Origin of the sequence: Aquamicrobium defluvii (genome assembly GCF_004363725.1) — a bacterium.
GTDB classification, from domain to species: domain Bacteria; phylum Pseudomonadota; class Alphaproteobacteria; order Rhizobiales; family Rhizobiaceae; genus Mesorhizobium; species Mesorhizobium defluvii.
In genome coordinates, this window is the sequence record NZ_SNZF01000002.1 from 240012 (window position 1) to 253369 (window position 13358).

Annotated in this window: 10 protein-coding genes; 7 read left to right on the forward strand and 3 right to left on the reverse strand. The window is 64.4% G+C overall.

All coding sequences use genetic code 11. The features are described from left to right. Window positions 1-26 precede the first annotated feature (26 nt). The 3 genes from DES43_RS02480 (at window position 27) to pyrC (ending at window position 2270) form a co-directional block, all read left to right on the forward strand. Window positions 27-266 carry an SMc00767 family acetate metabolism repressor gene (locus DES43_RS02480; RefSeq protein WP_035025306.1) on the forward strand — a complete coding sequence of 80 codons (240 nt, stop codon included), beginning with the start codon at window positions 27-29 and terminating at the stop codon, window positions 264-266. A gap of 257 nt (window positions 267-523) precedes the next feature. Continuing rightward, window positions 524-976 (forward strand): hypothetical protein, encoded by a 453-nt coding sequence (locus DES43_RS02485; RefSeq protein WP_245264670.1) that lies wholly within the window; start codon window positions 524-526, stop codon window positions 974-976. Window positions 977-1175: 199 nt separating this feature from the next. Next, complete coding sequence (gene pyrC, locus DES43_RS02490) at window positions 1176-2270, forward strand: dihydroorotase (protein ID WP_035025308.1); 1095 nt, start codon at window positions 1176-1178, stop codon at window positions 2268-2270. 192 nt (window positions 2271-2462) lie between these two features. Here the strand turns inward: pyrC and DES43_RS02495 are convergent, their stop codons facing one another. Together DES43_RS02495 and DES43_RS02500 are read right to left on the reverse strand one after the other, a co-directional pair. Beyond that, window positions 2463-3953: a trimethylamine methyltransferase family protein gene (locus DES43_RS02495; RefSeq protein WP_051520485.1), complete on the reverse strand. Its 1491-nt coding sequence runs from the start codon at window positions 3951-3953 to the stop codon at window positions 2463-2465. 105 nt (window positions 3954-4058) lie between these two features. After that, window positions 4059-5549 carry an aminotransferase-like domain-containing protein gene (locus tag DES43_RS02500; RefSeq protein WP_035025310.1) on the reverse strand — a complete coding sequence of 497 codons (1491 nt, stop codon included), beginning with the start codon at window positions 5547-5549 and terminating at the stop codon, window positions 4059-4061. 298 nt (window positions 5550-5847) lie between these two features. Here DES43_RS02500 and pgi point away from each other — a divergent pair, with 298 nt between their 5' ends. The 3 genes from pgi to DES43_RS02515 are packed head-to-tail and all read left to right on the forward strand — an operon-like array spanning window position 5848 to window position 9054. Further along, the gene (gene pgi, locus DES43_RS02505) at window positions 5848-7500 is read left to right on the forward strand and encodes a glucose-6-phosphate isomerase (protein WP_133674793.1); all 1653 of its coding nucleotides are present in this window, start codon (window positions 5848-5850) and stop codon (window positions 7498-7500) included. A gap of 15 nt (window positions 7501-7515) precedes the next feature. Then, a complete protein-coding gene (locus DES43_RS02510) occupies window positions 7516-8253 on the forward strand; it encodes an HAD family hydrolase (protein WP_035025315.1) in 738 nt (245 codons plus the stop codon). 3 nt (window positions 8254-8256) lie between these two features. Further along, window positions 8257-9054 carry a glutamate racemase gene (locus DES43_RS02515; protein ID WP_035025316.1) on the forward strand — a complete coding sequence of 266 codons (798 nt, stop codon included), beginning with the start codon at window positions 8257-8259 and terminating at the stop codon, window positions 9052-9054. An 18-nt stretch (window positions 9055-9072) separates the two neighbouring features. Here DES43_RS02515 and DES43_RS02520 read toward each other — a convergent pair whose 3' ends face one another. After that, window positions 9073-11073: a long-chain-fatty-acid--CoA ligase gene (locus tag DES43_RS02520; RefSeq protein WP_035025318.1), complete on the reverse strand. Its 2001-nt coding sequence runs from the start codon at window positions 11071-11073 to the stop codon at window positions 9073-9075. 421 nt (window positions 11074-11494) lie between these two features. On the opposite strand from DES43_RS02520, the gene DES43_RS02525 reads away from it, so the two are divergent. Next, window positions 11495-13090, forward strand: a complete 1596-nt coding sequence (locus tag DES43_RS02525; protein ID WP_035025321.1) for an ABC transporter substrate-binding protein — start codon at window positions 11495-11497, stop codon at window positions 13088-13090. Window positions 13091-13358 lie beyond the last annotated feature (268 nt).

The following is a 13358-nucleotide window of genomic DNA, read 5'->3' on the forward strand; positions in this document are numbered from 1 at the left end:
GCCGTCATTCCAAGGGAGAACCGAAAATGGCACCGATCACCCGCGTCAAGGAAAGGGCAGAGGAACAGTCTTCTGCCATGAACACCGACCAGCAGGCCGCCATCCGCATGCTGGCCAACGACCTGCACCGCCTCAACCAGTCCGTGATGAAGGCTGTCGAGGCCGGCGTATCGGTCGAACTGGTCCGCTCGGCCCGCCATCACAGCGGCGAAGGCAACTGGGGCGACCTGCTCATCCCGGTGATCGTCACCCAGGCTCACAACTGAGCCGCACCCGATCCGCCGCCCCGCATGCCTCGTAAGCCGGGGTGGCGGCAGGACAGTGGCGACACGGTTCATCCGGGCTCCCTGCCCTGAAGTCGCCCCCGCAGCCGCTGCGGGGGCGATTTTTGTGCCGTCGCCTGCCCCGCCATGCAGGAAACTTACCACTTTATGCTGATTTGGTATTAACTTGACAGTCGAAGCGGCGTCACCCAAAAGGAGGAGGGTTTCAACCCTGCATTGAGCAGATGGTGTAGATCGGATTGTCTTCGTACTTCGATCAAGACGGCGGCGCTGTTTCCGGACGCGGGACGTACGTGGACGAGGGCGGCATCGCCGACCTCTCGCGGGTGATGGTCGTCGGCCGCTCGCGCATCACGCAGGTGGTCGTGGCCAAGATCGTGCAAGGGCTGGGTTTGCGGCCGCTCGTCGAATCGCCCGAATCCGCCGTGCAGGCCCTGCGCTCGATGCTGCCGGGTATCGTCGTTCTCGATGGCGGCCCCGAGAACCGCGACTGCGACCCCCCTGATGCCGGTGCTTGCGGCTCTGCGCCGGGGCACGGGCGGTCTGCGACCGGCGCTGGTGCTGTTGTCGACCCGCATGGCCTCATCCGCCAGCCTTTCCGTGCCAGGCCTCGTGGATGCGGTGGTGGCCAAGCCGATCACGCCGGAGCAGTTGCAGCCCGTGCTCAGCCGGCTTGCGAGCTGAAAATCTGAAGCTGAGGGCGCGAAGCTGAAACAGCGCGGCCCGCTTCCGGCGGAGCGGTGCTTCGGCAGATACCAATTCCGGGCCTTTTTTGCCGCAGCCTTGGCAAAGCGCCTGCCAATTGCCGCAAGGCCATGTATATCGCATGGTCGAAAAGGCAGCGGAAGGAAGCTCCGCGCCTCGCTGGACCAAAGGCGAAGAGGATTGCCCATGACCATCGACGCGCTTTTCGAAGCCGGCTCCGCACCTGAGGCCGGGGCCCTGCCCACGATCACCATTCCGCGCCCGGACGACTGGCACGTCCACCTGCGCGACGGCGCCATGCTCAAGGCCGTCCTGCCCTATACGGCGGCACAGTTCGCGCGCGGCATCATCATGCCCAATCTGGTGCCGCCTGTGGTGACGGTGGCGGACGCGCTTGCCTATCGCGACCGCATCCTCGCCAACCGTCCGCAGGGTTCGGACTTCGAGCCACTCATGACCTGCTACCTCACCGACCGCACCGATCCGGACGAGATCGAGCGCGGCTTCGGCGAGCGCGTATGGATCGCCGCCAAACTCTATCCCGCCGGCGCGACCACCAATTCCAGCCATGGCGTGACCGATCTTGCCGGGCTTTCGCCGGTGCTGGAGCGGATGGAGAAGATCGGCATGCCGGTGCTGGTCCATGGCGAATCCACCGATCCGGAGGTCGACATTTTCGATCGCGAGGAGGTGTTCATGGAAAACACGCTCCTGCCGATGCTGAAGCGCCACGAGGGGCTTAAGGTGGTGGTCGAGCACGCCACCACGTCCGGCACGGTCGACATCGTGCGCGTCCACGCGCCACGCGTTGCCGCTACGATCACGCCGCACCATCTGGTGATCAACCGCACCTCGATCTTCCAAGGGGGGCTGCGGCCGCATCTCTACTGCCTGCCGGTGGCCAAGCGCGAGAGCCACCGCCAGGCGCTGCGCAAGGCGATCACCTCCGGCGAGAGCTGTTTCATGATCGGCACCGACAGTGCCCCGCACATGCGCTCGTCCAAGCAGGCCGAATGCTGCTCGGCCGGCGTGTTCGGCGGGGTCACGGCCTTGCAGACCTACGTGCAGGTGTTCGACGAAGAGGGCGCGCTCGACCGCTTCGAGGCGTTCGCCTCGCTGAACGGCGCCCGCTTCCACGGGCTGGCGCCGAACAGGGGCACTGTCACCCTGGTCAAGAAGCCGGGTGTCGCCGTGGCTGCCGTACCGATCGGCGAGGAGGACATTGTGGTGTTCCGTGGCGGCGAGACGCTACCCTGGTCGATCGGCGGTACCGGCGCCTAGAGCGTTTTGCAGTCAGACGGAATCGTCGGGCGTCGCATAAATGCGGCAAAAACAAACAGATAGAGCGGCAGCCCGGATATATCCGGGCGTCCGCCGCTCTAGAGCGATTCCAGCAAAAGTGCGAAGCGGTTTTGCGTTCGCGATCACGTCGAAACAAAGGGTTGGAGCATTTCCGCGATTCGGGGAAACGCTCTAAACGCCCATCGCACTGCGCGGCAGGCGGATGAGATCGCCGAAACGGGCGCGCAGGCGCTCGTCGAGCGTGCGCGACACATGGCGCGGGAAACGCCCGGCAAGAACACGACGTTTTTCCGCCACCGCGCGCATGACGATGTCGGGACGGCCATTGTCTTCCCATTCGCGCGGCGACCAGCGCTCCGCGATCAGCGGATAGGTGTGGGGGGCCTCTTCCCGCACCGGCGGGAGACCGAGATAGTGGCCGGGACCGCCGAGGCAGGTCTGTTCTATCAGGGCAACCGAGAGCTGGTCCCCGCCGGCACTCATGCCGGCCCGGCTGTTCAGGCAATGGCCCAGCATGTCGTTGTCGATGATGAGACTTTCCAGGCAGAAGCCGAGCAGCGCGGCATGGGTGCCGGCCGCCTCATAGACGAGATCGGCCCCGCTGAGAGCGGCCAGCATATCGGTGATGCCTTTCTCATAGCCCGACTGGCTGTCCGGCAGCTTGGAATCGGTCATGCCGGCGGCGGTGCTTCCCGGCAGGTTGTAGAAGCGGGCCATCTGGGCGCAGGCCGCCCCGAGCAGGGCCTGCTCCGGCGAGCCCCCGGCCATGGCTCCACTGCGGGGATCGGAGGCGAAGGGCCAGGCGGCGAAGATCGCCGGATGGCCCGGCTTCAGCGCGTTGACATAGACGAGACCGGCGAGCACCTCGGCAACCGTCTGCACCACGGCGCCAGCCAGATCAGCCGGGGCGGTGTTGCCTGCCTGCCCGACGGACAGCAGCAGGATCGGCAGACCGCCCTTCACGCACTCCTCAAGAACGCCGCAGGCATCCTCGGCGAACTTCATCGGCGAGACGACAAAGCAATTGGAGTTGGAGACGAAGGGACGGGCACGGAATTTTTCTTCGCCGCCGGCGATCATGTGCAGCATCTCCAGCGCCGGCTTCACATTCTCGCGCACCGTGAAGGAGATCCCGACATGTTTGGATGTTCCGGTCACACAGGCATAGAGCGTGTTGAAATCCAGCTCGAGCGGATCGGCGATGTCGCGCGCCACCATGGGTCGCTGGAAGAAATGGATGTTGTCCAGCCCCTCGGCCAGACGGGCCGCGTCATAGATGTCCTGAAGGCGCGATTCGCGATACTCCCGTCGCTCCGCATCGACGAGGTTCACAGCCAAGCCGGCCGTGCCGAAATGAACATTGCTGCCATCAAGCAGCAGGTCGTGTCCGGGCCTCTGCCCATATAAAGTGATGTCGCGGGCGGCACCCCCGATGGTGTCGAGGACCAGATTGCGCGGGAAGCGGATGCGCCCGTCCGCGCCAAGAACGGCCCCGACGCCCGTCAGGGCATCGACACAGGAAGGGATGGCATCGGCGAAGCCCACCGTTTCGAGGACGGTGAGCGCCGATTCATGGATGCGCTCGATGTCGTTCGGGCCCAGCGGCCGGTAGCCGGGACCACAGGCTCGGGACGCATCATGGGCCGGCGCGCTCGTTTTCATCGCCGCTTCCCCCGCTGGCAAGATCGCATCCTGCAAAGACTACGCAATCCGGCCACGCGCCAGCGATGAGCCATGGGCGTCCGGCTTCTGTACCAAAGCAATGGCTCAGGCCGCTGCGGGCCGGCGGCCGGCAGCGGTGGCAAGTTCGCGGATGCCGGGCTCGATGTGCTGGAGAGCGATCGAGGAAATGCCGAGCCGCACGAAGCGCGATGGTTTCTCGTCGAAGCCGAAATAGCGGTCGCCGGGCTCGATGATGACGCTGCGGCTGGCCGCGGCGACGGCCAGGTCGCGCGCGTTGACGCCACGGGGGGCTTCCAGCCACATCGAGGTTCCGGCCCCCGGATGCTCCGAACGCCATTCCGGCAGGAAAGCCGAGACGACCTGCCGCAACCGCTTGCGCCGCTCATCGAAGGCGCTCGACAGGCGCCTCACCAGCGCCTCGTGATGGCCCAGCGACAGGAACAGCGCCACGGCGCGCTGGTTGTTAGCCGGCGGGTGGCGCAGCATGAAGCGGCGCAGCGCGCGCAGTTCCGAGATCAGCCCGGCGGACGCGACGATGTAGCCGAGACGCAGGCCCGGCGCGAGCGTCTTGGACATGGAGCCGACATAGACGACGCGGCCCGAGCGATCGACGCTTTTCAGCGCCTGCTGCGGCGCGTCGTCGAGCAACTGGCTGTCATAGCCGTCCTCGATGACGATCTGGTTGTGACGGTCGGCACGGGCGAGAAGGTCCCGCCGGCGTTCCTCCGACAGCGGCACCATGGTCGGGCAATGATGGCTCGGCGTGATGAAGACGAAGCCGGCATCGGAGGGAATGCGTTCGGTCACGATGCCCGATTGGTCCACCGGCACGGGCACCGTCTCGGCGCCGGCAAGCTGGAAGGTCGAGCGCGCATCGGGATAGCCGGGGTCTTCCATCGCCACTTTCGAGCCCTTGCCCATCAGCAGCGTGGCCAGCATGTAGAGCGCATTCTGCGCCCCCAGCGTGACGATGATCTCGTCGGGGTTGGCGAAAATGCCACGACGCGGCAACAGGCGCGCCTGGATCTGCTCGATCAGCAGCGGGTCGTCGCGGTCGACCATGTCCGAGGCCCAGTTGCGGATTTCCAGCACCGCCAGCGCCATGCGGTTGCATTCGCGCCATTCGGCAGTCGGGAACAGGCCGGGATCGAACTGTCCGTAGACGAAGGGATAGGAGGATTTGATCCAGTTCTCATGCTTGTTGGGCGGCGGCATGTCGGACGCGGCGATGCGGCGGCGCGCCTTCCAGTCGATCTCGTTCGACTGCTCGGCCGCCTTCTGCGGCTTGGCCGGCGTGGCCAGCACATCGGGATTGACGAAATGCCCGCGCCGCTCGCGCGCGATCAGGAAGCCCTGATCGACGAGCTGCTGGAAGGCCAGCACCACCGTGCCGCGCGCCACGCCGAGCTTTTCGGCCAGTATGCGGCACGACGGCAGCGGCATGGAGGCCGCGATCTGGCGATCGAGAATGGCGGCGACGATGGCCTGCCTGATCTGCGCCTGAAGGGTTTGCCCCGAATCCGCCGATATGCGGAAAAGGCCCGACCAGATGGCCGTGTCGTTTCGCTGGGACATGATCACTCCCCGGTGGACAGTCTTTTCTAGCTGTGTGGACCAGTAGAGTGTCGCTTGGCACAAGCAATTAAGCCAATCAATTTTTCTGATCCTATAGATTTATGCCAGTGATGTATTGGGCAGACATGAAGCCGGAAATACATATTGAATCGATTTAAAATCGATCCGATAACAGCGGCGGCAGGAGGTTGCCGTGGCCGGTGCAGGGGGAGTTCCACCGACGGGAGGAACGCCCTACATTCCCATCCGAACCGGGCCGGCGGCAGGCCGCCTTTTCGTACCATCATCGGAGATGTCCGTGGACCGTTCCGCTTTCGACCGTATCCTTGCCGAGCTTCGCCAGCGCCACAGCACAGGCAAGGTGGATGCGCGCGCCGCCTTCCGCGCCGACCCGCGGCGTTTCGCGCGGCTGTCCGCCACCGATGGCGACATGCTGCTCGACTGGTCCAAATGCGCGGTCGACGACGCCACCATGGACCTGCTTGGCAAACTGGCGGCAGCCGCGGGCATGGAAGCGCGGCGCGACGCCATGTTCGCCGGCGCTCCTATCAACGTGACCGAGGACCGCGCTGTGCTGCACACAGCCTTGCGCGCTCCGGGCAGGCACGAACCGGACATCGACGGTCATGACATCGGTGCGGATGTGGCCTCGGTGCTGGATGCGATGAGCGCCTTCGCCAATGCGATCCGCAGCGGCGAGGCGCGGGGGGCGACCGGCAAGGCGATTACCGACATCGTCAATATCGGCATCGGCGGTTCGGATCTCGGCCCCGTCATGGTGACGCTGGCGCTCGCGCCCTGGCATGACGGGCCCCGCGCCCATTATGTGTCCAATATCGACGGCGCGCATATCCACGACACGCTGAAGGGGCTCGATCCCGAGACCACGCTCGTCATCGTCGCCTCCAAGACCTTCACCACGGTCGAGACCATGACAAATGCCCGGACGGCGAAGAGCTGGATCGAAAAGGCGCTGGGCAAGGAGGCGGTCGCGCATCATTTCGCCGCCGTCTCCACCGCGCTCGATCTGGTCGCCGCCTTCGGCATCACGCCGGAGCGCGTGTTCGGCTTCTGGGACTGGGTCGGCGGGCGCTATTCGGTGTGGGGTGCGATCGGCCTGCCGGTGATGATCGCGATCGGTCCGCAACGCTTTCGCGACATGCTTGCGGGCGCGCATGAGATGGACACGCATTTCCGCACCGCACCGCTTTCCTCCAACCTGCCCGCGCTGCTTGGCCTCGTTGGCTGGTGGCACCGCGTCGTGTGCGGCTATCCATCCCGTGCCGTCATCCCCTATGACCAGCGCCTGTCGCGCCTGCCCGCCTATCTCCAGCAGCTCGACATGGAATCCAACGGCAAGAGCACGTCGCTCGACGGGACGCCGGTCACCACGCCCACCGGCCCGCTGGTATGGGGCGAGCCCGGCACCAACGGCCAGCATGCCTTCTTCCAGCTCCTGCATCAGGGCACCGACATCATCCCCGTCGAATTCCTCGTCGCCGCCAACGGCCACGAGCCGGAACTGCGGCATCAGCACGACCTTCTGCTCGCCAACTGCCTGGCGCAGTCCGAGGCGCTGATGAAGGGCCGCACGCTGGAGGAGGCACGCGCGCAGATGCTGGCCAAAGGCATGGACCTCGCAAAAGTGGACAGGATCGCGCCACATCGCGTCTTTTCAGGCAATCGCCCGTCGATCACCATTCTCTACAGGTCTCTCGATCCGGCGACGCTCGGCCGGCTGGTCGCGCTCTATGAACATCGCGTCTTTGTCGAAGGTGTGCTTTACAACATCAATTCCTTCGACCAGTGGGGGGTCGAGCTCGGCAAGGAACTGGCGACGCAATTGCTGCCTGTCGTGGAAGGCAAGGAGAATGCCGCGGGCAGAGACGCCTCGACCGCCGGTCTGGTGAAACACATTCTCGGGCTCAGAGAGAAACAGGGCGCGAGCTGAAGGAGAAGCAGGGTCTTGGCCGGAATCAAGGGAATCCTTTTCGACAAGGACGGCACGCTGGTCGACTTCCACGCGACATGGTCGGCCGTAGCCGAACTGATGGCGATGGAGGCGGCCGACGGCAACAGGGACAAGGCCGACAGGTTGCTGGAGGCGGCCGGGCTCGACCCGGAGACACACACCTTCAGAGCCGATTCCGTCTTTGCCGCCGGCACCAATCTCGACATCATCGAGTTGTGGTTTCCCGGGCTGCCGCGCAGCGCACAGCTTGAAACCGTGGAACGTTTCAACCGCATCACCACCGACAAGGGCGCGGCCATGGCGGTTGCTCTTCCCGGCGTCATCAGCGCACTGGGCAGCCTGCATGCCCAGGCCTACCGGCTGGGCGTGGCGACCAACGATTCGACGCTCGGCTGCGAGAGAACGCTGGTGGCCCTCGGTATCGCCCAGCTGTTCGAGGCGGCCTATGGCTATGACGCGGTGGCCAACGCCAAGCCGGCGCCCGACACGGTACGCGCCTTCTGCGACCTGACCGGGCTCAAGCCCTCGGAGATCGCCATGGTGGGCGACAACCGTCACGACCTCGACATGGCCCATGCGGGCGGCTGCGGCCTTGCCATAGGGGTGCTTTCGGGCACGGGAACGCGCGATTCGCTGTCCTCGCTTGCTGACGTGGTGCTGGAGTCCGCCGCCGATCTGCCGGGCTACCTCGCCTCCCTGGGGTCGATTCCGCGCAAGAAAGCGGTGTTCTGAAGCATGAAGCCCCAGCTCTGCCGTCCTGTGGCGGTGTTTGACGCGGGCATCGGCAGCTATGCCATCGTGGCCGAAATCCACAAGGCGTTCCCGAAACGGGACATCCTCTATTTCGCCGACCGCGCCAGCTTTCCCTATGGCGGCAAGGGGCGCGACGAGCTGCTTTCGGTGATGCGGCGCTCCCTGACCTTCCTGTCGCGGTACGAACCGGGCGCCATCGTCATCGCCTCCAATGCGCCCTCCATCATGGTGCTGGAGGAGTTGCAGCGCGAACCCGGACCGCCTCTGTTCGGCGTGCACCCGCCCCTGGAAAAGGCGCTTTCACGGACACGGACCGGACATGTCGGCATCCTGGGCGTCCGCTCGCTGGTCGAAAGCCCGATGCTCTCCGGCTTCATAGCCCGACACACGGCGCATCCCGACCGGGTTGCGCAAATCGACGCCTCGCCCATGGTTGAGCTGGTCGAAAGCGGGGCGTTCCTGTTCGACCCGGCCGCAACCCAGCAACGCGTCGAAGCCTTCATGCGCGAGGTTCGCGACCGCCATCCCCGCATCGACGTTTTCACGCTGTCGAGCACGCATCTGCCATGGCTGGCGGATTTCTTCATGAAAGCCTGCCCCGCCGCCGTCTTCCTCGATCCGGCGACGGAGGTTGTCGCCGGGCTGTGCCCGGAAGAGGGCGGCAGCGGGCAGATCCGCGGGCTGGTTACCGGGAGCGAGCGCTACGACATCGCCTCGTTCCGGGCCATGCTGGACAAGATGGGCGTGTCGATACCGCTGGAAGCGGTGACCGTCGGCTGACGGCCACCGCAATTTCTGTCAGGAGTCGCGCAGTTCTCGCCTGAGGATCTTGCCCACCGGCGTTTTCGGCAACTCGTCGCGGAACTCGATGTATTTCGGACGCTTGTAGCCGGTGAGGTTTTCCCGGCAATAAGCGATCAGCGCCTCGACGGTGAGGTTGGGGTCGCGGCGCACCACGAAGAGCTTCGGAACCTCGCCCGACTTCTCATCCGGCACGCCGACGGCAGCCGCCTCCAGAACGCCCGGATGATTGGCGACGACTTCCTCCAGCTCGTTCGGGTAGACGTTGAAGCCGGAGACGAGGATCATGTCCTTCTTGCGGTCAACGATCTTGGTGAAGCCTTCGGCATTCATGAAGCCCATGTCGCCGGTCTTGAAGAAACCGTCCGGCGTCATGACCTTTTCGGTCTCCTCCGGCCGGTTCCAGTATCCGGCCATGACCTGCGGCCCGCGGATACAGATTTCGCCGACCTCGCCCGGTGCGACGTCGTTGCCGTCGTCGTCGCGTATGACAACCTCGGTCGATGGAATGGGCAGGCCGATGGTGCCGGTGAAATCCGGCGACGAGCATTTGTTGGCCGTCGCGACCGGCGAAGTTTCCGAAAGGCCGTAGCCCTCGGTGATGTGGTTGCCGGTCAGCGCCTTCCAGCGGTCGGCCACGCCCTGCTGCACGGCCATGCCGCCGCCCAGCGAAAGCACCAGCGAACTGAAATTCAGCTTGCGGAACTCCTCATTGTTGAGCAGCGCATTGAACAGCGTGTTGAGACCGGGGAAAATGTTGAACGAATGGTTGCGGATCTCCTTCACGAATGCCGGAATATCGCGCGGATTGGGAATGAGCACATTGAGCGCGCCCTGCTGCATGCCCATCAAGCCGTTCACCGTGAGAGCGAAGATGTGATAGAGGGGCAGCGCGCAGACATAGACCTGATGCGCCGGCTTCGGCTTGACCGTGAAGGCGTCCTCCACCCACAAGGACAATTGCTGCACATTCGACAGAACGTTGCGATGCAGCAGCGTCGCGCCCTTCGACACCCCGGTCGTGCCGCCGGTATATTGCAGGAAGGCGATGTCGTCGGGGCCGACCTCGGCAGGCTGGAGGGTATGCGCCGCACCGATCTTCAGGGCGGCGTTGAAGCGGATGTGGCCGGGCAGCGACCATGCCGGAACCAGCTTCTTCACGCGCCGGACCACCAGATTGACAAGCGCGCCCTTGAGGCCGAGCAGGTCGCCCATGGCCGCGACCACCACATGCCTGACCTGTGTCTTGCCGATTGCCGCCTGAAGGGTGTGGGCGAAGTTCTCCAGTATGACGATGGCTTCCGCGCCGGAGTCCTGAAGCTGGTGCTCAAGCTCGCGCGCCGTGTAAAGCGGGTTGACGTTGACCACCACATAGCCGGCGCGCAGCACCGCCATCATCGCCACGGGATATTGCAGCACGTTCGGCATCATCAGCGCCACACGCGCGCCCTTCGCCAGCCCGACGGACTGGAAATAGGCGGCAAGCGCGGCTGAAAGACGCTCAATCTCGGCAAAGGATACGGTCCTGCCCATGCTGGCGAAGGCGGGATTGCCGGCATAGCGCTTGCAGGAATCGACCAGCAGAGCGCCGATGGAGGGGGCGATCAGCTCGCCGATTTCCGCCGGCATGTTCGCCGGATAGCTGGCGAGCCACGGTTTGGCGGCCTTGCCGCCGGCTTTCCCCGGCGCGGCGGCGGACGCAGCCCGCGTGGCGCTGGCGGGTGCCGTGGCGGAGGTGCCCGCCCCAGTCTTCGCCGCCCCGGTCTTCGCCGCCTTCGGCTTCGCCGCCGCGGCCTTGCCGGAGGTTGCCTTGTTCGCCGCAGGCGCGGCTTCGGATTTCCCTGCCATCGTGACATCGGCCTTCGCCTTTGTCGCCGCGGTCTTCTTCGCCGCCGGCTTCGCGACTTCCGCCTTTGCCTGCGCCTTCACCTTCCCAGCCGCTGTCTTGCTGACTGCACCCGATCCGCTGACGGGCTTTTCCCTGGTTGCCTTGGCCAATGCGTCCTCCCTGGTTTCTTTCCGGGAATATGGTCAACCGGCTCGCCTTCCCTGGGAATGCGCCTCCCTGCCGGCTTAATTCTCGCAGGCGAACCGCCTCATCCGTCCTGCAACTGTATCTATGGGTACAAAGCCGCGCCTTGCAAGCCGTGCCGCAGCGGCAGGCAGCAGCGATTCTTTCTTGTGCCACCTGCCTGCCCGGCCCGCGCAATCCGCATCGATCATGCAGTTCAAGTCATAAAACGTCGAAAGCATTGCGCACAGCTTTTGCGGAATTACGCAAAGGGGCCGTAACAGGAAATTTTATTCCCGTTACCCTGGGGCAGATCGACGGGGAGTTCCAAAGCCGTGAAAACGATGCTTATATGCCGGCTTCACCAGGCTGACAAACGGGGCTTGGGAAAATATCAGGGAGTCCTCAATGAACAGGAAACTGACACTTGCAGCCGCGTTGCTGGCTGCAACCGTCATGGGTGGAGCAGCCAACGCGAAAACCTTCGTCTATTGCTCCGAAGGTTCGCCGGAAGGCTTCGACCCCGGCATGTACACAGCCGGCACCACGTTCGACGCCGCCGCCCATACCGTCTACAACCGCCTGCTCGAGTTCAAGCCGGGAACGACCGAAACCGAGCCGGGCCTCGCGGAAAGCTGGGAAATCTCCGACGACGGCCTCGAATACACCTTCAAGATCCGTCAGGGCGTGAAGTTCCAGACCACCGACTTCTTCACTCCGTCGCGCGACCTGAATGCCGACGACGTGGTCTTCTCCTTCGACCGCCAGCTCAACTCCAACAATCCCTGGAACCAGTATGTTGCTGGCGCTTCCTGGGAATATGCCAACGGCATGGGGTTCCCGGCGCTGATCAAGTCGGTCGAGAAAGTTGACGACTATACCGTCAAGATCACCCTGAACCAGCCCGAGGCGCCTTTCCTTGCCAACCTCGCCATGCCCTTCATGTCGATCGTGTCCAAGGAATATTCCGACAAGCTGGAAGCCGACGGCAAGAAGGAGCTGATGAACCAGCAGCCGCTCGGCACCGGTCCGTTCGCCTTCGTCGCCTATCAGCAGGATGCCGTGATCCGCTACAAGGCCAACCCGGACTACTGGGGCGGCAAGCAGAAGATCGACGACCTCGTCTTCGCCATCACCACCGACGCCGCCGTGCGCTACCAGAAGCTGAAGGCCGGCGAATGCCACCTGATGCCGTTCCCGAACGCGGCCGACGTGGAAGCCATGAAGGCGGATCCGAACCTCAAGGTTATGGAGCAGGAAGGCCTCAACATCGCCTACCTCGCCTACAACACAACCCAGGCGCCGTTCGACAAGGTCGAGGTGCGCAAGGCGCTCAACATGGCCATCAACAAGAAGGCCATCGTCGATGCGGTGTTCCAGGGCGCGGCCACGGAAGCCAAGAACCCGATCCCGCCGACCATGTGGTCCTACAACGACGCCATCAAGGACGACGCCTACGACCCGGATGCTGCGAAGAAGATGCTGGAGGAAGCCGGCGTCAAGGACCTGTCGATGAAGGTCTGGGCAATGCCCGTGTCGCGTCCGTACATGCTCAACGCACGTCGCGCGGCAGAGCTGATCCAGTCCGATTTCGCCAAGATCGGCGTCAAGGTCGAGGTTGTGTCCTATGAGTGGGCCGAGTATCTCGACCGCTCCAAGGCCAAGGACCGCGACGGTGCGGTGATCCTCGGCTGGACCGGCGACAACGGCGATCCGGACAACTTCCTGCACACCCTTCTGGGCTGTGACGCCGTCGGCGGCAACAACCGCGCCCAGTGGTGCAACGAGGAGTTCAACGACCTCGTCGTGAAGGCCAAGGCCACCACCGACCAGGCCGAGCGTGTCAAGCTGTACGAGCAGGCGCAGGAAGTCTTCAAGCGCGAGGCTCCGTGGGCCACGCTCGACCACTCGCTGTCGGTCGTTCCGATGCGCAAGGAAGTCGAGGGCTTCCACCAGAGCCCGCTCGGCGACTTCGCCTTCGAAGGCGTCGATCTCGTCGAGTAAACCTGACCAGGCAAACGGGGCGCCCGCGATGCGGGCGCCCTTTGCTATAGGCATGCCCCGAAGCCCGTACCCGGCCCGGGGCAAACACCTGAAAGAATATCTGGGAACCAGACACGGAAAGCGCGCCGGCAGCCCTTGGGCATCGCGACGCGCCTGGGGGTAATTCCGGAGAAAGCCGGCACCGGTTTCCGGACGGAATTGCAGGATTAACAGGGAACAGAGCCTTTCCGCATGCCTCCGGGACAAGTGGGAAAGCTCTTCAGGGCGC

Bases quoted from the DNA above. Each gene is read 5' to 3' on its own strand.
- DES43_RS02480 (WP_035025306.1), top strand. From the start codon at position 27: ATGGCACCGATCACCCGCGTCAAGGAAAGGGCAGAGGAACAGTCTTCT.
- pyrC (WP_035025308.1), top strand. From the start codon at position 1,176: ATGACCATCGACGCGCTTTTCGAAGCCGGCTCCGCACCTGAGGCCGGG.
- DES43_RS02495 (WP_051520485.1), bottom strand. From the start codon at position 3,953: ATGAAAACGAGCGCGCCGGCCCATGATGCGTCCCGAGCCTGTGGTCCC.
- DES43_RS02500 (WP_035025310.1), bottom strand. From the start codon at position 5,549: ATGTCCCAGCGAAACGACACGGCCATCTGGTCGGGCCTTTTCCGCATA.
- DES43_RS02515 (WP_035025316.1), top strand. From the start codon at position 8,257: ATGAAGCCCCAGCTCTGCCGTCCTGTGGCGGTGTTTGACGCGGGCATC.
- DES43_RS02525 (WP_035025321.1), top strand. From the start codon at position 11,495: ATGAACAGGAAACTGACACTTGCAGCCGCGTTGCTGGCTGCAACCGTC.